The organism is Variovorax sp. LjRoot290, assembly GCF_964253985.1.
In the GTDB taxonomy this organism is placed as follows: domain Bacteria; phylum Pseudomonadota; class Gammaproteobacteria; order Burkholderiales; family Burkholderiaceae_C; genus Variovorax.
In genome coordinates, this window is sequence record NZ_CAXURW020000001.1 from 3,539,320 (window position 1) to 3,564,368 (window position 25,049).

At 68.5% G+C, this 25,049-nt stretch carries 23 protein-coding genes; 9 read left to right on the top strand and 14 right to left on the bottom strand.

Annotated features, from left to right (window positions below; all coding sequences use genetic code 11):
- Positions 1 to 28: 28 nt before the first annotated feature.
- On the bottom strand, positions 29 to 394 hold the full coding sequence (locus ACSQ9A_RS17510; protein WP_436304570.1) for an AtuA-related protein: 366 nt from the start codon (positions 392 to 394) through the stop codon (positions 29 to 31).
- Positions 391 to 1,770, bottom strand: a complete 1,380-nt coding sequence (locus ACSQ9A_RS17515) for an acyclic terpene utilization AtuA family protein (RefSeq protein ID WP_436304571.1) — start codon at positions 1,768 to 1,770, stop codon at positions 391 to 393. Before ACSQ9A_RS17515 ends, ACSQ9A_RS17510 begins: the two co-directional genes overlap by 4 nt.
- A 90-nt stretch (positions 1,771 to 1,860) precedes the next feature.
- Between ACSQ9A_RS17515 and ACSQ9A_RS17520 the strand changes: the two genes are divergently transcribed.
- Together ACSQ9A_RS17520 and ACSQ9A_RS17525 are read left to right on the top strand one after the other, a co-directional pair.
- On the top strand, positions 1,861 to 2,772 hold the full coding sequence (locus ACSQ9A_RS17520; protein WP_436304572.1) for a LysR family transcriptional regulator: 912 nt from the start codon (positions 1,861 to 1,863) through the stop codon (positions 2,770 to 2,772).
- A 63-nt stretch (positions 2,773 to 2,835) separates the two neighbouring features.
- The gene (locus ACSQ9A_RS17525; RefSeq protein ID WP_436304573.1) at positions 2,836 to 3,366 is read left to right on the top strand and encodes a protein-tyrosine phosphatase family protein; all 531 of its coding nucleotides are present in this window, start codon (positions 2,836 to 2,838) and stop codon (positions 3,364 to 3,366) included.
- Between the two features lie 178 nt (positions 3,367 to 3,544).
- Here ACSQ9A_RS17525 and ACSQ9A_RS17530 read toward each other — a convergent pair whose 3' ends face one another.
- Entirely contained in the window at positions 3,545 to 7,042 is a 3,498-nt protein-coding gene (locus ACSQ9A_RS17530) for an indolepyruvate ferredoxin oxidoreductase family protein (RefSeq protein WP_436304574.1), read from the bottom strand.
- A gap of 149 nt (positions 7,043 to 7,191) precedes the next feature.
- Between ACSQ9A_RS17530 and ACSQ9A_RS17535 the strand changes: the two genes are divergently transcribed.
- Complete coding sequence (locus ACSQ9A_RS17535) at positions 7,192 to 11,574, top strand: DEAD/DEAH box helicase (RefSeq protein ID WP_436304575.1); 4,383 nt, start codon at positions 7,192 to 7,194, stop codon at positions 11,572 to 11,574.
- Between the two features lie 29 nt (positions 11,575 to 11,603).
- Here ACSQ9A_RS17535 and ACSQ9A_RS17540 read toward each other — a convergent pair whose 3' ends face one another.
- Positions 11,604 to 12,404 (bottom strand): exodeoxyribonuclease III, encoded by an 801-nt coding sequence (locus tag ACSQ9A_RS17540; RefSeq protein WP_436304576.1) that lies wholly within the window; start codon positions 12,402 to 12,404, stop codon positions 11,604 to 11,606.
- A gap of 250 nt (positions 12,405 to 12,654) precedes the next feature.
- On the opposite strand from ACSQ9A_RS17540, the gene ACSQ9A_RS17545 reads away from it, so the two are divergent.
- A complete protein-coding gene (locus ACSQ9A_RS17545) occupies positions 12,655 to 13,050 on the top strand; it encodes a response regulator (RefSeq protein WP_436306315.1) in 396 nt (131 codons plus the stop codon).
- Between the two features lie 19 nt (positions 13,051 to 13,069).
- Here the strand turns inward: ACSQ9A_RS17545 and ACSQ9A_RS17550 are convergent, their stop codons facing one another.
- Positions 13,070 to 13,435, bottom strand: coding sequence for a hypothetical protein (locus ACSQ9A_RS17550; protein ID WP_093108236.1), 366 nt, complete (start codon positions 13,433 to 13,435; stop codon positions 13,070 to 13,072).
- A complete protein-coding gene (locus ACSQ9A_RS17555; RefSeq protein ID WP_093108238.1) occupies positions 13,432 to 13,653 on the bottom strand; it encodes a hypothetical protein in 222 nt (73 codons plus the stop codon). Before ACSQ9A_RS17555 ends, ACSQ9A_RS17550 begins: the two co-directional genes overlap by 4 nt.
- 263 nt (positions 13,654 to 13,916) lie before the next feature.
- On the opposite strand from ACSQ9A_RS17555, the gene ACSQ9A_RS17560 reads away from it, so the two are divergent.
- From ACSQ9A_RS17560 to ACSQ9A_RS17570, 3 genes are all read left to right on the top strand, one after another.
- Positions 13,917 to 14,132: a hypothetical protein gene (locus ACSQ9A_RS17560; protein ID WP_436294503.1), complete on the top strand. Its 216-nt coding sequence runs from the start codon at positions 13,917 to 13,919 to the stop codon at positions 14,130 to 14,132.
- A 272-nt stretch (positions 14,133 to 14,404) separates the two neighbouring features.
- Complete coding sequence (locus tag ACSQ9A_RS17565) at positions 14,405 to 14,785, top strand: helicase SNF2 (RefSeq protein WP_436304577.1); 381 nt, start codon at positions 14,405 to 14,407, stop codon at positions 14,783 to 14,785.
- 125 nt (positions 14,786 to 14,910) lie between these two features.
- The gene (locus tag ACSQ9A_RS17570; RefSeq protein ID WP_436304578.1) at positions 14,911 to 15,165 is read left to right on the top strand and encodes a hypothetical protein; all 255 of its coding nucleotides are present in this window, start codon (positions 14,911 to 14,913) and stop codon (positions 15,163 to 15,165) included.
- Positions 15,166 to 15,187: 22 nt separating this feature from the next.
- Here ACSQ9A_RS17570 and ACSQ9A_RS17575 read toward each other — a convergent pair whose 3' ends face one another.
- Both ACSQ9A_RS17575 and ACSQ9A_RS17580 read right to left on the bottom strand, forming a co-directional pair.
- Positions 15,188 to 15,760 carry a hypothetical protein gene (locus ACSQ9A_RS17575; RefSeq protein ID WP_436294506.1) on the bottom strand — a complete coding sequence of 191 codons (573 nt, stop codon included), beginning with the start codon at positions 15,758 to 15,760 and terminating at the stop codon, positions 15,188 to 15,190.
- A gap of 28 nt (positions 15,761 to 15,788) precedes the next feature.
- On the bottom strand, positions 15,789 to 15,977 hold the full coding sequence (locus ACSQ9A_RS17580) for a hypothetical protein (protein ID WP_244503896.1): 189 nt from the start codon (positions 15,975 to 15,977) through the stop codon (positions 15,789 to 15,791).
- 273 nt (positions 15,978 to 16,250) lie between these two features.
- On the opposite strand from ACSQ9A_RS17580, the gene ACSQ9A_RS17585 reads away from it, so the two are divergent.
- A complete protein-coding gene (locus ACSQ9A_RS17585; RefSeq protein ID WP_436304579.1) occupies positions 16,251 to 16,655 on the top strand; it encodes a hypothetical protein in 405 nt (134 codons plus the stop codon).
- A 7-nt stretch (positions 16,656 to 16,662) separates the two neighbouring features.
- On the opposite strand, the gene ybaL is transcribed toward ACSQ9A_RS17585, so the two are convergent.
- The 5 genes from ybaL to phbB form a co-directional block, all read right to left on the bottom strand.
- Complete coding sequence (gene ybaL, locus ACSQ9A_RS17590) at positions 16,663 to 18,354, bottom strand: YbaL family putative K(+) efflux transporter (RefSeq protein ID WP_436304580.1); 1,692 nt, start codon at positions 18,352 to 18,354, stop codon at positions 16,663 to 16,665.
- A 52-nt stretch (positions 18,355 to 18,406) separates the two neighbouring features.
- Positions 18,407 to 20,653 (bottom strand): xanthine dehydrogenase family protein molybdopterin-binding subunit, encoded by a 2,247-nt coding sequence (locus ACSQ9A_RS17595; RefSeq protein ID WP_436304581.1) that lies wholly within the window; start codon positions 20,651 to 20,653, stop codon positions 18,407 to 18,409.
- The gene (locus ACSQ9A_RS17600; RefSeq protein WP_436304582.1) at positions 20,650 to 21,645 is read right to left on the bottom strand and encodes an FAD binding domain-containing protein; all 996 of its coding nucleotides are present in this window, start codon (positions 21,643 to 21,645) and stop codon (positions 20,650 to 20,652) included. Before ACSQ9A_RS17600 ends, ACSQ9A_RS17595 begins: the two co-directional genes overlap by 4 nt.
- A complete protein-coding gene (locus ACSQ9A_RS17605) occupies positions 21,642 to 22,178 on the bottom strand; it encodes a (2Fe-2S)-binding protein (RefSeq protein ID WP_436304583.1) in 537 nt (178 codons plus the stop codon). Before ACSQ9A_RS17605 ends, ACSQ9A_RS17600 begins: the two co-directional genes overlap by 4 nt.
- Before the next feature lie 122 nt (positions 22,179 to 22,300).
- Positions 22,301 to 23,038, bottom strand: coding sequence for an acetoacetyl-CoA reductase (gene phbB / locus ACSQ9A_RS17610; protein ID WP_436294511.1), 738 nt, complete (start codon positions 23,036 to 23,038; stop codon positions 22,301 to 22,303).
- Between the two features lie 154 nt (positions 23,039 to 23,192).
- Here phbB and ACSQ9A_RS17615 point away from each other — a divergent pair, with 154 nt between their 5' ends.
- Positions 23,193 to 24,020 carry an endonuclease/exonuclease/phosphatase family protein gene (locus tag ACSQ9A_RS17615; RefSeq protein ID WP_436304584.1) on the top strand — a complete coding sequence of 276 codons (828 nt, stop codon included), beginning with the start codon at positions 23,193 to 23,195 and terminating at the stop codon, positions 24,018 to 24,020.
- Between the two features lie 12 nt (positions 24,021 to 24,032).
- Here the strand turns inward: ACSQ9A_RS17615 and ACSQ9A_RS17620 are convergent, their stop codons facing one another.
- A complete protein-coding gene (locus tag ACSQ9A_RS17620; protein ID WP_436306316.1) occupies positions 24,033 to 24,968 on the bottom strand; it encodes a tripartite tricarboxylate transporter substrate-binding protein in 936 nt (311 codons plus the stop codon).
- Positions 24,969 to 25,049 lie beyond the last annotated feature (81 nt).

Below are 25,049 nucleotides of genomic sequence, written 5' to 3' on the forward strand. Positions count from 1 at the left end.
TGGATGAATGAATAAGCGAAGCGAAAGATCAGGCATCGGCCGGGCCGATCAGCAGATGCGCCAGCGAGGCAGGCACCTCGATGGACATGTCCAGCAACAGGAAGGACAGCGCCTTGCCGTGCGCATCGAGGTTCAGCGCATCGTTGACGCCGCCGTCCAGCACATCGTCGAGCACGAAGTTCATCGCGTGCAGCTTCGGCAGCAGGAAGCGCTGCACGCGGCTCGGTTGCCGGTGGCCGAACTGCGCGGCCACGGCCTCGGGCGTGAGCTGTGCCACCAGCAAGGGATAGAGCTCCGGATGCCAGGCGATCACGCTGATGTTGGAGCGGTTGCCCTTGTCGCCGGTGCGGCCGTGGGCGGCGCGGAAGAGCGCGACCTTGTGCACCTGTGTCATGCCGCCTCCACGATCTCGAAGCGCACCGGCACCTGCTCCCGCGGCAACAGGCAGGAGCGCGTGTTGAGCCGCGGCGTGAGCGCCGTGCGCACGCCGCCGCCGCCGGCCGGGCCGCAGGTGTAGAGCGCCATCACCTCGCGCGTGAGCCGCTCGGCCTCGCCGCGCTCCTCGTGCGTCGCGGCCACGCGCAGCCGCACGTCGCGCGCGCCGCTCTCGGGCATCGCGTCCAGCATGCGGCCGGCGTCGTCCGCGAAGATGCTGATCGCGCCGATCAGGTCGACCCGCAGCGCGAGGCCCGCGAGCCGCTTGCGCAGGATGTCGGCGGCCAGCCGTGCCCGCGCCTCGGCGCGTGCGCCGGCGTAGGAGATCTCGCCTTCGGCCAGCCAGCCGCCTTCGTAGCAGACGTTGACCTTGTAGTCGGCGGGCCGCGCATGGCCGCGCACGCCGGAGAGCGCGACGCGCTCGGGCCCGACGGCGCTCACCTCGGCGTCGCCGATGTCGGCCACCACGTCGGGCGTCAGGTAGGCAGCCGGGTCGTGCACCTCGTACAGCAGCTGCTCCTTGACCGTGGCCTCGCTGAGCAGGCCGCCCGTGGCATCGGCCTTGCCGATGATGCAGAGGCCGTCTGCGTCGATCTCGGCGATCGGAAAACCGATCGCCTCCAGGCCCGGCACCTCCTTGTAGCCCGGATCGGCAAAGTAGCCGCCGCAGACCTGCGCGCCGCATTCGAGCAGATGGCCGGCCATGGTGGCGCGTGCGAGCCGGTCCCAGTCGTCGGAACGCCAGCCGAAGTGCGACATGGCCGGCCCCACCGTCAGCGACGGATCGGCAACGCGCCCGCACACCACGATCTGCGCGCCGGCATCGAGCGCGGCGGCGATCGGCTCGGCGCCGATGTAGGCGTTGGCGCTGACCAGGCGCATCCGGTCCATCTCGGCACCCAGCTGTTCGCGCAGCAGCGCGCGCTGCGCGGGCGCCGACAGATCGTCGCCTTCCACCACCGCAATGCGCGGCGCGGCAACGCCGAGCTCGCGCGCCATGCGGGCGATGTGGCGGGCGGCGGCGCGCGGGTTCGCAGCACCGAAGTTGCTGACGATGCGGATGCCGTGCGCCAGGCAGCGTGCGAGCACCGGACGCAGCATCGCGTCGAGCAGCGGCTCGTAGCCCGCTTCCGGATCGGCGCGCCGGCGCAGCTGCGCCAGCGCGAGCGTCCGCTCGGCCAGGGTTTCGAAGATCAGGAAAGCGCGCTGCTCCGAGGGGCCGTGCTGCATGCGCGCGATCAGCGTGTCCACCACCGGTCCGGCGGCATCGGTGCGGTCGCCCGAAAAGCCGGCCGCACAGCCGACCAGCAAGGGGGAAGCGGGCAAGTTGCTCATGTCTCCGATCTCGTCATGCGGTGAATGTAGGTTTTAGGGCCTCATCCGTACAATCGAAAGTTTGGATGGATTCATTCACTATTCGAATCAATGGCATCCGCCGACCTTTCCACCCGCCAGCTGCGCGCCTTTCTCGCGCTGGCCGATCTGCGCCACTTCACGCGGGCTGCAGAGGCCTGCCATCTCTCCCAGCCGGCCTTCAGCACCTTGGTCCGCGCGCTCGAGGAATCGGTGGGCACGCGCCTGTTCGACCGCAACACGCGCAGCGTGCAGCTCACGCCCGAGGGCCGGCTGTTCGAACCTTCTGCGCGCCGCCTGCTCGCCGACATGGGCCGTGCGCTCGCCGACCTGGGCGACCACGTGGAGCGGCGCAAGGGGCGCGTGCATGTCGCGGCGCTGCCCTCGCTCGCGGCCGGCTGGCTGCCGGCGCTGTTCGCGGAGTTCCGCCAGACCTGGCCGGGAATCGAGCTCGCATTGAGCGATCAGCTGTCCGATGCCTGCATCGACCTGGTGCGCGGCGGCCAGGCCGATTTCGCGCTGGCGTCGGGCAGCACGCGCGTCGCGGATGCGGCCGAGCTGCGCATGCGCGTGCTGTGCACCGATCGCTTTCACCTCGTGTGCCGAGCCGACCACCCGCTGGCTTCCGAGCCGCGGCTCACGCTGCGCAAGCTGGCGCCCTGGCCCTTCATCCACATGACGCGCAACAGCAGCGTGCGGCAGGCGCTCGAAGCCGCGCTGCATCCGCTGGCCATGAACACCGTGCTCGAGGTCGAGCAGCTCGCCACCGTGATGGGCATGGTCGAGGCCGGGCTCGGCATCAGCGTCGTCCCGACGCTCACGCTCTACCAGTTCCGGCGCGAGACGATCGCCACCCGGCCGCTTCCGATGCCCCAGCTCACGCGCCGGATCTACCTCGTGCAACGCCGCGAGGGCAGCTTGTCCGCGGCGGCACGGGCGCTGCACGACATGGTGGTGGCGCGACTGGGGTCGCTGTCGGTCTAGCAAGGCGATCTCTTTCTACAACCGCCTACGCAAATGCCAGGCAGAAGGCGCTAGGTTTGGTTCATGGACCCCTGGCAACCGAACTTCAGCTGGATCACCGAGCTGCTCGCCGTCGGCGGCAGCTTCCCCTACGACTGCGCGGAGCGGCTCGCGCGCGAGCATCGCATCCAGGCCGTGATCGACCTGCGCGGCGAAGCGATCCCCGATCCGCACGTGCTGCGCCGGCACGGCATCGCGCTGCTGCACCTGCCCACCGAGGACATGTGCGGCGTACGGATGGCAGATGTCGAGCACGGCATCCGCTTCGCGAACGAGTTTCTCGACGCGGGGCAGCGCGTGCTCGTCCATTGCGAGTACGGCATCGGCCGCTCCGCCACGCTGGCGCTGTGCCTGCTGGTGCACCGCGGCCATGCGCCGCTCGAGGCGCTCGAACTGATGAAGAGGCAGCGCCCCGTGGTGGCGCCCTCGCCGCCGCAGTTCGCATGCTGGTCGGCGTGGCTCGACGACTATCGCTTCTCCCGCGACGACGTCGACTGGCGCTTGCCGAGCTTCGACGATTTCAAGACCCTGGCCTACGGCCATCGGCCTCGCTGACAGGCAAAAAAAGGCCCGCACGAAGCGGGCCGAATGATTGCAGTCAGCAATCCCCCAGAGAACCTGGGTCGCAGTGTCGGCGCAAACGGCCCGGGTACCGCGTGAAGGATTCGGCAAAAAATACGGGCATCGATGGCGGCGGGCCGGATCGCGCGCGCACCTGAGAATTTTTCCTCGCTCAGGCGATCCTCAAGGCAGGCGCCGCACGGCTTTTCTGCGCGCCGTCCAGCGCAGCGGCCAGGCTCTCCCGGTACGTGCGGATGCTCTCGTCCTTGATGTGGCCGTAACCGCGGATCTTTTCCGCCAGGCCGGCAATGCGCGCCGCCTCGGCCAGCCGATCGGGACCCAAGCCCTCGAGCAGGCGCTCCACCAGCTGGCGGTACTCGGCGATCAGCTGCCGCTCCTGCCTGCGTTCCGCCGTGTAGCCGAAGGCATCGAAAGGCGTGCCGCGCAGCCAGCGCAGCGCACCGAGTCCCTTGAACATCGCCAGCATCCACTGCCCGTAGGCGCGCTTCATCGGCAGGCCCTGCGCATTCCGCTTCGCGAACCAGGTCGGCGCGAGATTGAACTGGAGCCGGAAATCGCCTTCGAACTGCGCGCGCAACTCGGCCAGGAACTCCGGACGCGTGTACAGGCGCGCCACCTCGTACTCGTCCTTGTAGGCCATGAGCTTGAAGAGGTTGCGGGCCACGGCTTCCGTCAAGCGCAGCCGCCGGCCCTCCGGCACGACCGCGCGCTCGCCAGCCTCGACGCGCCGCACGAAATCCAGGTAGCGCTTCGCGTACGACAGGCTCTGGTAGTCCTCGAGAAAACGCACGCGGGTCTCGATGATCTTCTCGAGGCCTTGCGGCCGCGTCAGCTGCACCACCGTGCCCTCGCGGCCCGACAGCTTGGCCTTCCAGGCCGGATCGTGCGCGGCCAGGCGCCCGGCGGCAAAGGCCTTCTTGTTGGCCTCGACCGCGACACCGTTGAGCTCGATGGCCCGCGTCAGCGCATCGAGCCCGACCGGCACACCGCCCCGTTGCCAGGCAAAGCCGAGCAGCAGCATGTTGGCGCCGATCGCGTCGCCCAGCAGGGCCTTGGCCGCGTCGTGCGCATCGATGGCCTGGACCTGGGCCTCGCCGGCGGCGGCCCGGAACTTCTGCAACAGCGCATCGTGGCGGAAAGGCAGGTCCGGCGAACGCGTGAACTCCGCCAAGGTCTGCAAGTGCGAGTTGACGACGAGCTGCGTGCCGCCCTCCTTCACCGTGCCCAGCACGTCGGGCAACGCACCCACCACCATGTCGGCCACGATCAGCGTGCGTGCGCGCTGCGGCTGCACGCGCACCGCATGCAGGAGCGAAGGCCGGCCGGCGATGCGGATGTGGCTCACGACCGAGCCGCCCTTCTGCGCCAGCGCGGTGAAGTCCAGCACCGACGCGCCCTTGCCTTCCAGGTGCGCCGCCATCGCGACCAGCGCGCCGATGGTGATCACGCCCGTGCCGCCGACGCCCGCGACCAGCATGTCGAAGGGCCTGTCGACCTTCGGCAGCGCGGGCAGCGGCAGCGCCCCGGCCAGCGCATGCAGATCCGGCGCGGGCGACAGGGCCGTGCTGCTCTTGCGCACCTCGCCGCCCAGCACGGTCACGAAGCTCGGGCAGAAGCCTTCGGCGCAGGAATAGTCCTTGTTGCAGCTCGATTGCTCGATCTGCCGCTTGCGCCCGAACTCGGTTTCGAGCGGCGCGACCGAGAAGCAGTTGGATTGCACGCCGCAATCGCCGCAGCCCTCGCACACGGCGGCGTTGATGAACATGCGCTTGGCCGGATCGGGGTAGCTCTTCTTCTTGCGCCGGCGCCGCTTCTCCGCCGCGCAGGTCTGGTCGTAGACCAGCACCGTGACGCCGGCGATCTCGCGCAGCTCGCGCTGGACCGCGTCCATGTCGCGCCGGTGGTGCACCTGCACCCCTTCTTCCAGCCGCACGCCGCGGTAGACCTCCGGGTCATCGGTGACCACCACGACCCGCTTCGCGCCTTCGCTCGCGACCTGCGTGCAGATCTGCGCGACGGAGATGCTGCCGTCGACCGGCTGGCCGCCGGTCATCGCGACCGCGTCGTTGAACAGGATCTTGTAGGTGATGTTCGCGCCGCTCGCGATCGCCTGGCGCAGCGCCAGGTAGCCCGAGTGGAAATACGTGCCCTCGCCCATGTTCTGGAAGATGTGCGGCATCGCGGTGAAGGGCGCATGGCCCAGCCAGTCGGCGCCCTCGCCACCCATCTGCGTCAAGCCGCCGGTGCTGCGGTCCATCCAGCTCGCCATGTAGTGGCAGCCCACGCCGGCGAGGGCCTTGCTTCCTTCCGGCACCTTGGTCGACGAGCTGTGCGGGCAGCCCGAGCAGAAGTAAGGCAGCCGGCGCATGCCGTCCGACTCGTTCGACAGCAAGGCGGGCTTCGCGAACAGGCCGGCGTCGATGCGCTCGGCGAGCGGGTCTCCGATCGATCCGAGCCAGGCGCACAAGGCCGAGGCGATCGATGCGGGGCCCAGCTGGCCCACCCACGTCAGTAGCGGCCCGCCGGCCAGATCGTGCTTGCCGCAGACCGTGGGCCGCTGTTGCTGGTTGAACACCAGCTCCTTCAGCTGCTGCTCGACCACCGAGGCCTTCTCCTCGATGACCAGCACATGGCGCAGGCCGGCGCAGAAGTCCTGCGCGCGCTGCGATTCGAGCGGGAAGCAGAGGCCCGGCTTGTAGATGCGCAGGCCAATGCACTGCAATTCGGCTTCGTCGATGCCGCAACGCTGCAGCACTTCCATCAGGTCATGGAAGGACTTGCCGACCACCATGATGCCCGCCGTCGCCTCCGGCGCAGCGACCACCAGGCGATCGATGGAGTTCAGCCGCGCGAAGGCCTTCAGCGCCTCCAGCCTCGCGGCCAGGCGCACTTCGATGGCGAGCGTCAGGAAGTCGTCGCTGCGGTAGGCCCGCGCTTCGGCGGCGCCGGGCGCCTCATCGGGCGCGGTGAACTCGGGCAACGGCGCCACCTCGATCGAACGCCCGCTCTCCACCGTTTCGGAGATGGCCTTGAATGCGACCCAGAGGCCGGCGTGCCGCGATGCGGCCCAGCCCCACAGCCCGAAGGCGTCGTACTCGTCGAGCGAGGCCGGATGGACGATCGGCATGCCCCAGCCCATCAGCGAGAGCTCGCTCGCATTCGGGATCGAGGACGAGACCGCCGCATGATCGTCGCCCACCACCACCAGCACGCCGCCCTGGCGCGTCGTGCCCGCGGCATTGCCGTGGCGCAGCGCATCGCCGGCCCGATCCAGTCCGGGGCCCTTGCCGTACCACATGCCGAAGACGCCGTCGAAGCTGCGCTCTGCATCGGCGCCCACCTGCTGGGTGCCCATCAGCGCCGTGGCGGCCAGGTCCTCGTTGATGGCGGGCAGGAAGCGGATGTCGTGCGCCTCGAGATCGGCCTCCGCGCGCCAGAGTTCGACGTCCACGCCGGCGAGCGGCGAGCCGCGGTAGCCGCTCACGAAACCTGCCGTCTTCAGGCCGTGCACTTCGTCCCATTTGCGCTGCAGGAGCAAGAGCCGCACCAGCGCCTGCGTGCCGGTCAGGAACACGCGTCCCTGAAGCGCGCTGCGGTTGTCGGCGAGCCGGTAGCTCGTTGCCGGAACCGGCTCGGGGTCGCGTTTCATGTCGTCGTTCATCGTGCGCAAAAACAAATAGTAGTCTTGCCGCGCGTCACCGGCATGGCTTCGCCCAGGAGCCGTTTTTTTTTGACTTGACATTCGCGACAAAGGCCCGAATTGACCGGATATCGCAAGCTGGCCCATCGGCCGCTACGATGTCCGTTCTGCCTGTGTCCCTCGAAGCCTTCCACCCCGCCGTCAGCGGCTGGTTCAGCCGCAGCTTCGCTGCGCCCACCGAGGCGCAGGCGGCGGCGTGGCCCGCGATCCGTGCGGGCCGCCATACGCTGGTCGCCGCGCCGACCGGATCGGGCAAGACCCTGACGGCCTTCCTCGCCGCGCTGGATGGACTGGTGCGCCAGGGCTTGAAGCCCGAGGGGCTCGCCGACGAAACCACGGTGGTCTACGTCTCGCCGCTGAAGGCGCTGTCCAACGACATCCACCTGAACCTGGAAGTGCCGCTGGCGGGCATCCGCGCCGAACTGGCCGCGCTGGGCCTGCCGGACGTCGACATCCGCAGCGCCGTGCGTACCGGCGATACGGCGCCCAGGGATCGCCAGCAGAACCTGCGCAAGCCGCCGCACATCCTGGTCACCACGCCGGAGTCGCTGTACGTGCTGCTCGGTTCGGCATCGGGCCGCAAGATGCTGTCGACCGTGCGCACGGCGATCGTCGACGAGATCCATGCGATCGCGGCCAGCAAGCGCGGCAGCCATCTGTCGCTGTCGCTCGAAAGGCTGCAATCGCTCTGCGAGAAGCCTCTGACGCGCATCGGTCTCTCCGCCACGCAGAAGCCCATCGACGAGGTCGCGCGCTTCCTGGTGGGTGCGGGCGCAGTCACCGATGGCGTTGCGGATTGCGAGATCGTCGACATCGGCTATGCCAAGGAACGCGATCTCGCGCTCGAGCTGCCGCCCGTGCCGCTCGGCGCGGTGATGTCGAACGAGCAGTGGGAGCAGGTCTATTCGCGCGTCGCCGAACTCGTGCACCTGCATCGCACCACGCTGGTCTTCGTCAACACCCGGCGCATGGCCGAACGTGCGGCGCGGCATCTGGGCGAGCGCCTCGGGAAGGAAGCGGTGGCGGCCCATCACGGCAGCCTCGCGAAGGAGGCGCGCCTCGACGCGGAGCAACGCCTCAAGCGCGGCGAACTGAAAGTGCTCGTGGCCACCGCCTCGCTGGAACTGGGCCTGGACATCGGCGATGTCGACCTGGTGTGCCAGCTGGGTTCGCCCCGATCGATCGCCACCTTCCTGCAGCGCGCCGGCCGCTCGGGCCATGCGGTGGGCGGCACGCCCAAGGCGCGCCTGTTCCCGCAGTCGCGCGACGAGCTGGTCGAATGCGCGGCCTTGCTCGATTGCATCCGCCGCGGCGAGCTCGATGCCTTGCACGTGCTGCCCGCGCCCCTCGATGTGCTGGCGCAGCAGATCGTGGCCGAGACCGCCAGCCGCGAATGGGACGAAGACGAGCTGTTCGCCCTGCTGCGCCGCGCCTGGCCCTATGCGCAGTTGAAGCGCGAGGACTACGCCGCCGTGGTGCGCATGCTGTCCGAAGGCTTCACCACCCGCAACGGACCGCGCGCCGGCTATGTGCACCGTGACGCGGTTCATCACCGCTTGCGCGAACGCAAGGGCGCGCGCCTGACCGCCCTCACCTCGGGCGGCACCATTCCCGAGACCGGCGACTACAGCGTGGTGCTCGAACCGCAGGCCCACAAGATCGGCACCGTGAACGAAGACTTCGCGGTCGAGAGCCTGGCCGGCGACGTGTTCCAGCTCGGCAACACCAGCTACCGCATCCTGCGCATCGAGCCGGGCCGCGTGCGCGTGGAAGATGCGCATGGTGCGGCGCCCAACATCCCGTTCTGGCTCGGCGAGGCGCCGGGCCGCAGCGACGAGCTCTCCTTCGGCGTCTCGCGGCTGCGCGACGAGGTCGGACAGCACGTCGCCACGCAAGGCGCCGAGGCCGCGGTGCGCCGGCTGGCGCGCGGCGTGGGACTGCACGACGAAGCCGCACGCCAGATCGTCGACCACCTCGCGCGCACCGTGGCAGCGCTGGGCGCGGTGCCGACGCAGGACCGGATCGTGATCGAGCGCTTCTTCGACGAATCGGGCGGCATGCAGCTGGTGATCCATTCGCCGTATGGAAGCCGTCTCAACCGCGCGTGGGGCCTGGCCCTGCGCAAGCGCTTCTGCCGCAAGTTCAATTTCGAGCTGCAGGCCGCGGCCACCGAGGATGCGATCGTGCTCTCGCTGTCCACCAGCCACAGCTTTGCGCTGCCGGAGGTGGCCCGCTACCTGCACTCGGCCACGGCGCTGGACGTGCTGGTGCAGGCGCTGCTGGACGCGCCGCTGTTCGGTGTGCGCTGGCGCTGGAATGCAACCACCGCACTCGCCCTGCCGCGCTTCATCGGCGGCCGCAAGGTGGCGCCGCAGCTGCAGCGCATGAAGTCCGAAGACCTGCTGGCGTCCGTGTTCCCGGACCAGGTCGCCTGCGCCGAGAACCTCGCGGGCGAACGCGAGATCCCCGAGCACCCGCTGGTCGCGCAGACCCTGGACGACTGCCTGCACGAGGCCATGGACGCCGAGGGCTGGCTGCGCCTGCTGCGTCGCATCGAAGCGGGCGAAGTGAGCGTGCTCGCGTGCGATCTTCCCGCGCCCTCGCCGCTCGCCGCGGAAGTGCTGAACGCACTGCCCTATGCCTTTCTCGACGATGCGCCGCTGGAAGAGCGCCGCACCCAGGCCGTGCAGAGCCGCCGCTACACCGATCCGGAGAGCGCGGACGACATGGGCCGGCTGGACCCGGAGGCGATCGGCAGCGTGCGCGAGGAAGCCTGGCCCGGCCCGCGCAACCCCGACGAGATGCATGAAGCGCTCAGCGGGCTCGGCGTGGTCAACGACGAGGACGTGGCCCGCAATGCGAACTGGAAAACATGGCTCGAGGCGCTCGCCGGCGCCGGCCGCGCGACGCGCCTGTCGCCTGGCCTGTGGGTCGCGGCCGAGCGCCTGGCGCTGACCCAGGCGCTCTATCCCGGCGCCGCCATGCAGCCGCTCATCGAGGCCCCTGCCGAATATGCGCAGACCTCCGGGAGCCGCGACGAGCTGCTGCGCGAGCTGCTGCAGTCGCGCCTCGGCGGGCTGGGCCCGGTCTCGGCGGACGAACTGGCGCAGCAGCTCCGGTTGCCGCTCTCAGACATCGAAGCCGCACTGCTGGGATTGCAAAGCGAAGGCCAAGTGCTGCAGGGGCGATTCACGCCCGAGGCCGACGCCCAGGAGTGGTGCGAAAGGCATCTGCTCGCACGCATCCACCGCTACACCCTCAAGCGCCTGCGGCGCGAGATCGAACCCGTGGAGCCGCGCGACTTCGCACGCTTTCTCTTCGAATGGCAGCACGTCGGCGCGGCCGCGCGTGTCAGCGGCCCGGAGGCCCTGGCCGGCGTGCTGACCCTATTGGAAGGCTACGAGGCGCCGGCCGCGCTGTGGGAGGCCGAACTGCTGCCGGCGCGCGTCAACGACTATGCCAGCGCCTGGCTCGACGACCTGTGCACCGCGGGGCGCGTGCTGTGGACGCGGCTGCGGCCGTCCGCCAACGATGGCCGCGCGGCAGGGGGTGCCGGCCAGTCGCTGCGCGCCACGCCGATCCTGCTGCTGCCGCGGCGCAGCGCAGCGCTCTGGAACGGACTCGCGCCGGCACCGGTCGACGACGCGGGACTGGGTTCGCGCGCGCAGCGCGTGGCTGCCTGGCTCGCGGCCAACGGCGCGTCATTCTTCGACGAGATCGCCGAGGGCGCACGCCTGCTGGGCACCGAGGTCGAAGACGCGCTCAGCGAACTGGTCGCGCGCGGCCGCGTGCGCTGCGACAGTTATGCGGGCCTGCGCGCATTGCTGGTTCCGGCCTCGAAGCGCGCGCCGACGCACGCGCAGCAGCAGCGCCGGCGCCGCGCCGCGCTCTTCGGCATCGAGGACGCGGGCCGCTGGCTGCTGACGCGGCAGCCGGGCTCCGCGACGACCGAAGAGCCGCCACGCGCCCTCGCGCCCGAATCCATCGAACAGGTCGCGCGCGTGCTGCTGCGCCGCTATGGCGTGGTGTGCTGGAGCATGCTCGAGCGCGAGGCCGCCTGGTTGCCGCCATGGCGCGACCTGGTGCGCAGCTACCGCCGGCTCGAAGCCCGCGGCGAGATCCGCGGCGGCCGCTTCATCGCGGGCCTGTCCGGCGAGCAGTTCGCGCTGCCCGAGGCCATCGGGCTCATGCGCCAGATGCGGCGCCGGCCGGCCGACGAAAGCCTGGTCTGCCTGTCGGCTTCGGATCCCGCCAACCTGCTCGGAACGGTCATTCCGGGCACCAAGATTCCGCGGGTCGCAGGCTCGCGTGTGCTGTACCGGGATGGCATCCCTATCGCGACCAGCGCCGCGGGCCAGGTCGAGATGCTTGCGCCCCTGAGCGCCGCGCAGCAGGACGCGGCGCGCAAGACGCTCTCGCTGGACCCCGCGCTGCATTGGGTGCATCGAACAACGGAGATCGCCGAGGAGCTTCGCCGCTGAACGCCGGCGTCGGCGAGCGCATCGCTGCTTCAGCTCTTGTCGGAGAGCCCGATCGAGGGCAGATCGAGTTCGACCCAGGCCGGCGCGTGATCGCTGGCACCAGCCCGGCCACGCACCTCGCGATCCACGTTCGCATCGATCAGCAAGGGCGCGAGCTCCGCATTGAGCAGCAGGTGGTCGATGCGCAGGCCCGCGTTGCGCGGCCAGCGGTTGCGCCAGTAGTCCCAGTAGGTGTAGATCGCCTCGTTCGGATGGCGCGCGCGGATCGCGTCGGTCCAGCCCTGCTTCAAGAGGCGCGCGAAGGCGGCACGAGCCTCCGGCTGCAGCAGCGCATCGTCGCGCCACGAGGCGGGGTTGTAGATGTCGGCATCGGTAGGCACCACGTTGAAGTCCCCGGCCAGCACCGCCGGCAGCCCGCAGGCGTAGAGCTTGCGCGCATGCGCTTCGAGCCGTCCGAACCATTCGAGCTTGTAGTCGAACTTGGGGCCGGGCTGGGGATTGCCGTTGGGCAAATACAGGCAGCCGACGACCACGCCGCCGACCACGGCCTCGAGGTAGCGGCTCTGGCTGTCTTCGCTGTTGCCGTCCAGGCCGCGGCCGGTTTCGATCGGCTCCCGGCCGCGCGCGAGGATGGCCACGCCGTTCCACGAACGCTGGCCATGAGACACGACGCCGTAGCCCGCTGCGCGAATCGCGGCCGCTGGAAAATTCTCGTCGGGCGACTTGAGCTCCTGCAGGCAGGCCACGTCCGGCCTCGACTCGGCCAGCCATTCCAGCAGGCGCGGGAGACGGCCGTTGACACCGTTGACGTTGAAGGTCGCGATCTTCATGGCGCAGGCATGGGAGGAAGAATGACGTCGGCATCATGACGTGCAAGCCGTCATCGGCCGCGTCGGAGAACATGCTCTGCTTTTCCATGTGTTGCGCCCTGTATCGCCATACACCGGAGGCGGTCATCTGATCGCGGCGCGTTCCTACAGTCCGCCCCTCGGCGCAGGACGATGCTCCCGATCCCAACGTCCCGAGAGATCGCAGATGGCCCCCCCAACCGCATGCTCGCCCAATGCTTGCAGCTTGCGGGTGCTGGTGGTCGAAGACGATCCCGATGTGCTGGAAGCCGCGCTCGAGGCCCTGGAACTCCTGGGCCACTGGGCGACCGGCGTCCGCAGCGCCGAGGGTGCGCTCACCCGCTTCCTCGAAGGCGCGTTCGACGTGCTGATGGTCGACGTCGGCCTGCCGGCCTTGTCCGGGCTGGAACTGGCCGGCAAGTTGCAGTCTCGTTGCAAGCTGCCGGTCATTTTTGCCACGGGCAGAAAGGCGCCGGACGGGCCTCTGCACAGCGCCGTCTGGCTGTGCAAGCCCTTCAGCCTCGAGCAACTGCGCGACGCACTGCGCCAGGCGTCCCAGCTCGTCGAGCTGAAGCTCGTCGACAACCCGCTCGCGCCTGCACCACGGGTCGCGGCAAGCGGCGCCTAGAAGCGGCGCTGCGAAGCACTCAAGCCGGCGGGCAGCGGTCGTAGACCAGGGCCAGATAGTCCGCGTGCTTTCGAAGGCTCTCGAGCTGCTGCACCGTGTTGCCGCGGATCGGGTCCTTCGGGTCGAACCTCACGTCGCCGTCGGGCAACAGAATGAAATGCGTTCGGCCGGACAAGCGGCCGCTGCGGTCGTCGGCATGCACGTAGCCGCAGCCCGTGCCCGTGCTCTTGTTGTAGGTCACGCCGGAGAACACGGCGAAGCGGGGTTCCGGCAGCCTGGTTTTCACCTGTGATTGGACCTGCCAGATCGGCCAATAGAACCACCACCCGCCGACGCAAGCGGCAAAGACCGAGATGCTGGCCAGAATGCAGACAATGACTCTCATGGCTTGTCCTTGTCGGGTTGCACGAACTGCATCGCGAAACGACCCAGAGGGGTCAGTTCCGTCACGGTGGCCGTGCCCGCCCGTCCCGGCGGCGCCGAGAACGTGACCTTGACCCAGCCCCCGTCCTTCAGGATGCGCAGGCTCTCGATGTCCTCTGCCGCAGTGAAGACCATCGGCAGAGGACCCTTGGCCACGCGCTGGAGCACGCTATAGGACATGTGCTGCCAGGCAGGCACGGCGAAGAGACCGACCGTGGTTTGTCTCGGAGCGTATGTCCATGTAGCCAATTGTAATTACATGTAGTACTTACAGGTTAACTTCTTTCGTGATCCATTTCACGCGTTCGCGAATCCGGCAAAAGCATGAAGTAGTGCCGAATGCGACGCGCAAGGCCCCACCCCTGCCATGGAAAGGGTCCGGCGCTTTGTGTAGTCTTTCGTGGAGCAGGAGATAACCATCGAAATGGCCCGAGCGCCATGAAATGGAGGCAGCCATGCAGGATTCGGTGACGCCCATCGACGCATCCTTCGAGCGATGGACGCAACTCTCGGACGCCTACGAGCAGCACCTGCTGCACATGAAGCAGGGTGATGAAAGCGCGCGCGCAGAAGCGATACGGCTCGCACGCGAACTGGATGCGCTGACCCGACTGCTCGGACGCAAACTCCCCGCGAACCAGTCACCCGACAAGCGCTGAGGCCTTCTTCGTCCTTCCGCGCAGCCTTCTCTGGGTCCAATTGCCCGATCCGGATCGGGGTGCCGCGTCCGGATTGTTGCCGGAACGAAAACACCGCAATTCCATTTGGCAGGGTTTCTACCTAGATTTCGGGCGCAAACTTCATCCCCACAGAGCAGCCATTCACTGTTCTGGATGAACAGGGCACCGAGCGAGGTGGCCGCCCCCGAAGGGACGGCGCCCCACCCAAGACCGGTTCGAAATCATCATCCAAACCATTGAAGGAAATTGAAATGAAGACCTCGAAGATCTTTGCCGCCGCCGCTCTCTCGCTTCTTGCTGCCGCTGGCGCCCAAGCCGAAACCTATGAAGGCGTGCATTCGCTGGTGTCGGCCAACAGCCGTGGCGACGTGAGGGCCCAAGCGGTGGCTGCCGCACGCAGCGAGAACCCGTACGCCGAAGGCGTCTCGTCCCGCGTCGCGCCGGCGCTGACCGCCTCGAGCGACCGTGCCGGCGTGCGAGCCGAAGCCGTCGCCGCCGCCCGCAGCGCCAACCCGTACGCGGAAGGCTATGCGCAAGGCGTGGCGCCGGTGCTCGCCAGCACGGTTGACCGTGCCACCGTGCGCGCCGAAGCCCGCGCCGCAGCGCGCGGCATCGACCAGCTTGCGCTGTAATCGGCTGCACTCGAGACGACAAACCGGGCCGCGAGCCCGGTTTTTTCGTGCGGCGTTGGCCGCAGGCCACTCGGCCTCGCTGAAAGAATGCCGGCGGCCCGGGAGCGCGGCACAATCTCGTCAGCATGACGCAGCAATTGCCCCACCCCGATGACCTGAGCGATGCGGAGCTCGCTGAACACGCCCATGCCTGGCGACGCCTGGCATTGCGCGGAGACCGCAGCGCGCGAGCGCCCGCGCACGCTTACGAGACTGCCTTGCGCGAACGCGTGCGCGCCTCGATGGCAGCCGAGCTGATGGCCAGCGCCGCGGCGCCCGAACCGAAACGCCCGTGGTGGCGCCGATGGTGGCCCTCGATGAGCGAGCACGTCACGTCCTGAACGGACGGCGCTTCCTCCTTCTTCAGCGGCCGCCGAGCTGCCCGAAGGAGGTGCGAAGCCCCACATAGTCGGTCGGCCCGCTGCTCTCGGGTGGATGACCGGTCGCCGACAGCCAGGCCGCGATGCTGGGCAGGCGCTTGTCGAAATAGAGCTGCAGGTGGGACCAGTTGCCGCCCTCCGTATGGGGCGCGGTCATTTCGAGCGCCTCGACCGCGATCGCGCGCAAGCTGCTCACCATCGCCAGCGAGCGCCCGTCGAGCAATTGCAGCGTCACCTCGCGACCCTGCGCCAGGATTTCATCGAGGATGCGGCGATTCACCGTGTAGTCGGGCCAGCTGCGCTTGCCGCAGGCGTCGTTCAGCTCCCTGAAGACCCAGTGCATGTTGGTGGCGAAGATCGCCGCCACCTGCCCGGCCTGCCGCAGGCTCTGCTTCGAGGCCAGGGCCTGCAGCCGCAGCGCCCACAGGATCGCGGCAAGAACGCCCAGTGTCTGGACCCATGCCGCCCATTCGGTCGAGGTCGCAGGACGGTTGAACCAGCCGACGACCACCAGTGCGACAGTGAGCGCGGCGACCGCCGCTCCGAATTTCCGCATGCTTTCCTCTGGGTCTGGGTACGCCGCCTCAGGCGCGCGGCCCGTCCTTGCCGAACAGTTTTCTTATCGCCGCAATCCCTGCCACCAATGCATTGGCGTAGGTCGCTTGCGGATCGCTCGCAGCCTCGAGCGGCAGGTATGGAAGCGCTTCTTCCATCGCGTAGTCGGTGCCCTCCATCAATACCCAATAGAACTCGCCCTCTTCGAGTTCGTGCACGGTGAGCGCGATATTTCGCAATTGCGACATGAGTTTAGGAGGGGGTCATCGAGTGAACTCATCGATCCTATTCAACGCGCGTTACAACACCTAGCCAAAACTTCACGTTTCGTCTCAAATGTGATGAACGGTAATTAAATTGGCAAGTCTTGAATACCCTCAATAGCCTGAATGTGGGTAATTTGCACCTGCCAAGCTTTTCCTACAGCGCCCGGGTGCCGCCATGCCTAAGCTGAATGCACCTCAACAACACCGCTGTGCCAAGGAGGAGACATGAAGCATTTCACCCTCGACCCCCACATGGTCGCCGCCTTCGGAGGGGCCTTCTATCCGACCGGCCATTCCATGGTGATGTTTCCCAATGCCGAGGACGCGAGCCGAGTCGGACACCAGCTGATCGAGAACGGCTTCAGCGGCGACGAGGTCTACCTGATCCCTCCCAAGACCATGCTGGCCCAGATCTCGCCCACGGTCAGGGACGCGGACAACCCGCTGCCCTCGGCCGGCACCGACGGCGCCACCGTGCGCGCCTACACCAAGCTCGCGCGCGACGGCCACACCGGCCTCCTGGTCAAGACCGAGAACAGGGCCGCGGCCGAGCGCCTGATGGAGGTGGTGCGTACGGTGCCCTATTCGATCGCCGAGCGCTACTGCAGGCTGGTGATCGAGGACCTCTGAACAGGTCTCAGGCCGGCGCGGCGCGGCTGAGCACGGCGCGCGCCATCGACTGCGCAAGCTCGTGCTCGCCGAGGAACACGGTGGCCTCCACCTCCTCCGAGAGCAGCCGCGCCTCCTCCTCGTTGTGGCTGCGGATCACGGTCTCGATCGCGGGGTTGAGCGTGCGCGCGGTCTCGATCATCTGCCGCACATTCATCGCATCGGCGACGGCGACCACGAGCACGCGGGCCCGCGCCACATGCGCCTGGATCAGCACCGCGGGATCGGCCGCATCGCCCCAGACGGCCGCCATCCCCTCGGCGCGCAGCTTCTCCACCAGTTCGCGGTTCTGCTCCGCCACCACGAAGGGAACATCGTGGGCTGCCAGCTCGGCGGCAATGCGCCGCCCCACGCGGCCATAACCGACCAGCACGACGTGGCGCGACAGGTACTTCGCCTCGGTGCTCACCGGCAGCTCGGCCAACGGGTCGTCGCGCAGCGCCAGGCTGCGCGCAAGGGATGAACGCGCATGCAGCCATTTCTGCAGCGGACCGATCAGGCTGAACCACAGCGGATTGGTGGCGATGGAGATCAGCGCGCCGGCCAGCAGCAGGCTCTGGCCCTCGGCCGGCAGCAGCCCGAGCGAGACGCCGAGCGCAGCCAGGATGAACGAGAACTCGCCGATCTGCGCCAGGCTCGCGCTCACCGTGAGCGCCGTGCTCAAGGGATAGCGGAACAGCAGCACCAGCGCGCAGGCCGCCACGGACTTGCCCACCACGATCACCCCCACGACCGCCAACACCTGCAGCGGGCGTTCGATCAGCACGGCCGGGTTGAACAACATGCCGACCGAGACGAAGAACAGGACGGCAAAGGCGTCGCGCAGGGGCAGCGATTCCTGCGCCGCCCGATGACTGAACTCGGATTCGCGCATCACCATCCCCGCGAAGAAGGCGCCGAGCGCGAAGGACACGCCGAACAGCGCCGCCGATGCGAAGGCGATGCTGACCGCGGCCGCCACCACGCACAGCGTGAAGAGTTCGCGCGAACCGGTGCGCGTGACCTGCCACAGGATCCACGGGAACACGCGCCGCCCCACCACCAGCATCAGCACCACGAAACCGCCCACCTGCAGCAGCGTGAGGCCCAGCGTCTGCCAGACCGGCGCCGCGTCGGCCACGGCCGTCTTGCCGCCCATCACGCCGGCCAGCGGCGGCAGCAGCACGAGCACCAGCACCATCGCGAGGTCTTCCACCACCAGCCAGCCGACCGCGATGCGGCCGGTGAAGGAATCGAGGAGCCCCAGGCTTTCGAGCGCGCGCAGCAGCACCACCGTGCTCGCCACCGACAAGGCGAGCCCGAACACCAGTGCGCCGCCCAGGCTCCAGCCCCACCACGTGGCCAATGCGCCACCAAGCAGCGTGGCCACCGCCATCTGCACGATCGCGCCGGGCAATGCGATCTTGCGCACCGCGAGCAGATCGTCGAGCGAGAAGTGCAGGCCGACGCCGAACATCAGCAGCATCACGCCGATCTCGGCCAGCTGCGCGGCGATCTCCGCATCCGCCACGAAGCCCGGGGTGAACGGGCCGATGATCACGCCCGCGAGCAGGTAGCCCACCAGCGCCGGCAGCCGAAGCCGCGCCGCCAGGAAGCCGAGTACCAGCGCCAGGCCGAGACCGGCCGCAACGGTATTGATCAGGGAGACGCTGTGGGGCATCGCTGCATTTTGCAAGATCGACGCCAACGCACCTGCACCTTTCAGCGCGCCGTCAATCCAGTCCCAGCACCTTGTCGAGCGTGATCGGCAGGCTGTACACGCGGCGCCCCGTCGCATGGAAGATCGCGTTGCCCACGGCCGCCGCGACGCCCACGATGCCGATCTCCCCCACGCCCTTGACGCCCAGCGGATTGACGACCTCGTCCTGCTCGTCGACGAAGATCACCTCGATCTCCCCGACGTCGGCGTTGGCAGCCAGGTGGTATTCGGCCAGGCTGTGGTTCATCACGCGGCCCAAACGGTGATCGACGAGACCCTCCTCGTGCAGCGCCATGCCGATGCCCCAGACCACGCCGCCCTCGATCTGGCTGGTGGCTGTTCTCGGATTGACGATGCGTCCGGCCGCCACCGCGCTGACGACGCGCGTGACGTGCACGCTGCCCAGGTCTTCATCCACGCGCACCTCGGCGAACACCGCCGAATGCGTGGCGCGCGCGTACTTGCGCTGCTTCATGAGATTGGGCAATGCGAGGCTCTTGGCTTCGATCTGGGCCGCACCGGCGCGCTGCATCAGCTCGCGCAGGCTGATGGAACGCGAGGGATCCACGCGCAGCCGCACCAGGCCGTTGACGAATTCGACATCCTTCAACCGCGGCTGGCGCAGCGGCGTATCGCCTTGCGCACGCGCCATGAGGAGCAGCTTGGCCGCGATCTTGAGGCAGGCGGCCTGAACCGCCGTGCCGATGGTGGCCACGGTGAAGGAGCCCCCCTGGACCGGCGCCAGCGGCAGGCTCGAATCGCCGAGGCTGAAGTCCACCTTGGCAAGCGGCAGGCCCAAGGTCGCCGCTGCGATCTGCGACATCACGGTGCCGGTGCCGGTGCCGATGTCGGTGGTGGCGCTGCCGACCTCCAGCGTGCCGTCGACCCGCAGCACGGCGCGTGCGGCGCCGTGGATCTGCATCGCGTCCCACACGCCGGTGGCCATGCCCCAGCCGATCAGCGTGCGGCCGTCACGCATCGAGCGCGGCTCGGGCTCTCGGCGCGACCAGCCGAAGCGCTCCGCGCCGCGCGCATAGCATTCGCGCAACGCCTTGCTCGAGAAGGGTTTGCCGCTTCCGGGCTCGGTCTCGGTGTAGTTGCGCAGGCGCAGGGCCAGCGGGTCCAGGCCGACGGCATGCGCCAGTTCGTCCATCGCGCTTTCGAGCGCATAAACCCCTTGGGCCGCGCCGGGTGCGCGCATGTCGGTCGGCGTGAAACGGTCGAGTTCGACCACGCGATGGGCCAGCCGCAGATTCGGCGTGTTGTAGAGCAGACCCGTCCAGCTGACGATGTTCTCGACGTAGTCCTCATTGCGCGAAGTCTCCGACACCGCCTCGTGCACGACGGAGCGCAGCCGCCCTTCGGTATCGCAGGCCAGCTTCAGCGTCTGCAGGGTCTCGGGCCGATGGCCGAAGCTGAACATCTGCTGGCGCGTGAGCACCACGCGCACCGCGCGCCGCAGCGTCAGCGCCGCCATCGCGGCCAGCACCAGCTGGTAGCCGGGCCGCAGCCCCGACCCGAAGGCCCCGCCCACGAAGGGACACAGCACGCGCACATCGCGCTTGCGCAGCTTCAGCACGCGCGCCAGGTAGGCGCGGCTGTTCTGCGCGCCCTGCGTCTTGTCGTAGATCGTGAGCCGCCCTTCGCCCTCCCAGATCGCCGTGCTGGCATGCGTTTCCATGGGGTTGTGAAACTCGGCCGGCGAGCGGTAGCGCGCCTCGATCTTGACCGGCGCTTCGTCCCAGGCATCTTCCGGTTCGCCGCGCACCTTGGGCGCGACCTGGTAGCCGAACTTGAGGCGGCTCGGCTTGCGGGCCTCGATCGCCAGCCGCTGCATGTCGCTGCGCGGCCGCTCGGCGGCGCAGTGCACCTCGATCAGCCGCGCCGCATGGCGCGCGGCCTCGAAGCTCACCGCCACGACCAGCGCCACCGGCTGCGCGTCGGAGTGGATCTGCGCATCGTGCAGCGGCCGGAACGGCGAGCCGCCGGGCGCATCCATGTCCTTGTGCAGCAGATCGAAGCGTGCCATGGGCGGCCGGTTCTCGTGGGTCAGCACCTCGATCACGCCCGGCACGGCGCGCGCCGCGCGGCTGTCGATGGAACGGATGCGGCCGCGCGCGATCGGGCTCGGCACCACCACGCCGTAGAGCAGGCCCTTGGCCGGATGCTCGGCGGCGTAGCGGGCCGCACCCGTCACCTTGGCCCGAGCGTCGACACGCGCCACCGGCGCCCCGAAGGGCAATCCGGGTTGTGCCGTCACGCACCCGCCTCCATGCCGGCCGCCTGCAGCAGCGCACGCACGACGGTACGGCGCGCCAGTTCGATCTTGAAGCCGTTGTGCTCCAGCGCCCGCGCGCCCTCGACCAGAACGGCGGCGGCCGCCTCGAACGCAGCGACACCGGGCACCTGGCCGGCCAGCAGCGCCTCGGCTTCGCACCGGCGCCAGGGCTTGTGGGCCACACCGCCAAGCGCGATGCGCGCCGACCGGATGCGCCCCTGCGCGATGTCGAGCGCGCAGGCCGCGGACACCAGCGCGAAAGCGTAGGAGCGCCGGTCGCGCAGCTTGAGATAGCAGGAATGGCGAGCGAAGGGATCGGGCGGCAGCTCGAGCGCGATGACCAGTTCGTCCGCGGCCAGCGTGGTATCGCGCTCCGGTGCATCGCCGGGCAGCCGATGGAAGTCGGCCATGGCGATGGAGCGTTCGCCCTGCGGCCCCTGCACGTGAACCACCGCTTCGAGCGCCGCCAGCGCGACGCACATGTCCGAAGGATGCACCGCAACGCACTGCTCGCTGGCGCCGAGGATCGCGTGGATGCGATTCAGCCCCTCGATCGCCGGGCAGCCGCTGCCCGGCGCGCGCTTGTTGCACGGCGTGACGATGTCGTAGAAGTAGTAGCAGCGCGTGCGCTGCAGCAGGTTGCCGCCGACGGTCGCCATGTTGCGCAGCTGCGGCGAGGCGCCGGCCAGCAGCGCCTCCGCCAGCAGGGGATAGCGGCGCTGCACTTCCGGATGCCAGGCCAGGTCGGCATTGCGCACCAGCGCGCCCACGTGGAGGCCGCCGCGTTCGGTGACGCGCACCTCGCGCAGCGGCAGGTGCGTGATGTCGACCAGCCGCGCAGGCCGGGCGACGCCTTCCTTCATGAGGTCGAGCAGATTGGTGCCGCCGGCGATGAAGCGCGCGCCGTCCACGCCGCCAATGGAGCGCAGCGCATCGGCCGCATCGGTGGCGCGGTGGTACTCGAAAGGATTCATCGCACGGCTTTCCACGCACCGGACTGCTGATGCCCCAGCACTTCGACCACCGCCCTGACGATGTTCGGATAGGCGCCGCAACGGCAGAGGTTGCCGCTCATCTGTTCGCGCACGTCGTCTTCGTTCTGCGCATGGCCCTCGCGCAGCAGGCCGACCGCCGAGCAGATCTGGCCCGGCGTGCAGTAGCCGCACTGAAAAGCATCGTGGTCGACGAAGGCCTGCTGCAGCGGATGCAGAAGGTCGCCGTGCGCCAGCCCCTCGATGGTCTGTATCGTCGCGCCCTCCTGCATCACCGCGAGCGCGAGACAGGCGTTGATCCGGCGGCCGTCCACCAGCACCGTACAGGCGCCGCACTGCCCATGGTCGCAGCCCTTCTTGGTGCCGGTCAGGCCGCAGTGCTCGCGCAGCAGGTCCAGCAGCGTGGTCCAGGCCTCGAGCCGCACCGTGCGCGCAACGCCGTTCAGGTGGAAGCGGACCGTGTGCACCTCGCAGGCGGTGCGCTCCTGCGTGCCGAGGGTGGAGGTGGCATCCATGGGCTGTGACCTTGTCGTGCGGCGGAGGCTGGCGCAGTAGGACGTGACCGCAAGCATCGTCGCCGGAAACAAGAAGACCCGCCGCGGCGGGTCTTCTTGCAACTGGCCGAAGCGTCGGCGCCTCAGTGCATGTGCAGGCCGCCGTTGACCGAGAAGTCGGCGCCCGTCGAGTAGCCGCCTTCGTCGGTCGCGAGCCACGCGATGATGGAAGCGATCTCGCTGGGCTCGCCGAGCCGCTTGACGGGAATCGTGCCCACGATCTTGTCGAGCACTTCCTGGCGGATCGCCTTGACCATGTCGGTGCCGATGTAGCCCGGGCTCACGGTGTTCACCGTCACGCCCTTGGCCGCCAGTTCCTGCGCCAGCGCCATCGTGAAGCCGTGCATGCCGGCCTTGGCGGCCGAGTAGTTGGTCTGGCCGGCCTGGCCCTTGGCGCCGTTGACCGAGCTGATGTTGATGATGCGGCCCCAGCCCTTTTCGACCATGTCCGCGACCACCTGCTTGGTGACGTTGAACATGCTGTTGAGGTTGGTCTCGATCACCGCGCTCCAGTCCTCGGGCGTCATCTTGAGGAACATGCGGTCCCGCGTGATGCCCGCGTTGTTGACCAACACGTCGATGCTGCCGTGTTCGGCCTTGGCCTTGGTGAAGGCCTCGACCGTCGACTGCCAGTCGCCGACATTGCCGACCGACGCGTGGAACTCGTAGCCCAAGGCTTTCTGCTCGGCCAGCCACTTGGCATGGTCCCGCGTGGGACCGCAGCCGGCGATGACCGTGAAACCATCCTTGTGCAGGCGCTGGCAGATGGCGGTTCCGATGCCTCCCATGCCCCCGGTGACGTATGCGACTCTTTTGCTCATGATGTTCCTTATGTTGACGAGCCTGAACAGGCGCTGTTCACTGTAGCGAAGTTTCGCGCAGCCACCGGCTCAGGAAAACACTGACCCCTCAATGCAACGGGGTGTCACAAGCCGTCCATATACCGCGTTCGAACAGAAGGAAGGCAGGCATCCAATGAAACTCGTGACCTGGAACACCCAATGGTGCTGCGGCCTCGACGGCGTCGTGAGCCCGCAGCGCATCGTCGAGGGCGCGCGCGCCATGGACGACTTCGACGTCCTGTGCCTGCAGGAGATCGCATCGGGCTATGGCGCCATGCCCGGCGGCCCGGGCGACCAGCCGGCCGAGCTCAGCGCGCTGCTGCCGGGCTTTCAGCTCTTCTTCGGTGCCGCGGTGGACGAGTTCGACCCCGAGGGCCGGCGCCAGCGTTTCGGCAACGTGATCGCGACCCGCCTGCCGGTGTCCCGGGTCCAGCACCACCCGCTGCCCTGGCCGGCCGACCCGGACGTGACCAGCATGCCGCGCATGTGCACCGTCCTCACGCTGACCAGCCCCAAACTCGGGCCCCTGCGCGTGATGACCACGCACCTCGAGTACTACTCGTCGAAGCAGCGCACGGCGCAGGCAAGGGCCCTGCTCGCATTGCACGCCGAGGCCTGCGAACAGGCCGCAGCGCCGCCGAAGGCCGACTACGAGGGCCCCTTCCAGCCCAAGCTGCATGCGAAGGAAGTCATCCTCTGCGGCGACTTCAACATGGCCGCATCGGACCCGGCGCACGCGACGCTGCGCGAGCGCCTGCGGGATGCGTGGCCGCTGGTGCACGGCAATGCCCCCCACGCACCCACCTTCCGGCTCTTCGACCGCAGGTACGGCCCCGATCCGGTGAGTTACGACTTCGTGTTCGTCAGCGACGGCCTGGCGCCGCGCGTGCGCCGCATCGAGGTCGACCTGGCCACGCGCGCATCCGACCACCAGCCCGTGTTCGTCGAGTTCGGCGATTGAGGCCTAAGGTTCTCACTCGCCTTGGATGCCGGCGGCGCGGATCACCTTGCCCCACTTGGCGGTCTCGGCCGCGAGGTGGCTGCGCAGCGCCTCGGGCGTGACCTTGTCCATGGGCACGATCTCCGAACTCAGGTCGGCCAGGCGCTGCTTGACCACCTCGTCCTGCAGGGCCGCGCGCAGGGCGACGTTGAGCTTCCCGGTCACGGCGGCCGGCGTGCCCTTGGGCGCGTAAATGCCGTGCCACACGCGCACGTCGAAGCCCTTGAGTCCCTGCTCGTCGAGCGTCGGGATGTCGGGCATGCTGGCCAGGCGCTTGGGCGTGGTCACGCCGAACACCTTGACGCGGTTGCCGTCCTTGATGACCGGCGCGGTCTGCGTGGTCTGGTCGCACAGGAGGTCGACCTGGCCGCCCATGAGGTCGTTGAGCGCCGGGCCGGCGCCCTTGTAGGGCACGGTCGTCAGGTCGACGCCGATCTGGCTCGCGAACAGCAGGCCGCACAGCTGCGAGACGGCGCCGATGCCGGCATTGGCAAGCGAGACCTTGTCCTTGTTGGCCTTCACGTAGGTCAGCAGCTCCCTGAAGTTGTTGGCCGGGAAGTCCTTGCGCGACAGCAGCGTCATCGGCACGTCCATCACCTGCCCGATGTACTCGAAGTCCTTGAGCGGGTCATAGGACAGCTTCTTGTAGAGCGCAGGCGCGGTGGCCATGCCCATGTGATGGATGAGGATGGTGTAGCCGTCGGGCTTCGCCTTCGCGACCCGCGCGGGCGCGATGGTGCCGCCGGCGCCGACCGTGTTCTCGACCACCACCGTCTGCCCGAGCGACTTGCCCATCGGGATCGCCAGCATGCGGGCCACTACGTCGGTCGGACCGCCGGCCGAGTAAGGCACCACCATCGTGATGGGCTTGTCGGGCCACGCGGCCTGGGCCGCAGCGGGCGATTGCATTCCCAGCAGGCCCGCGGCCAGCGATGCGCAAAGCAGAACTTTGGATTTCAGTTCCATGTCGTCGTCTCCTGATGTCGATAA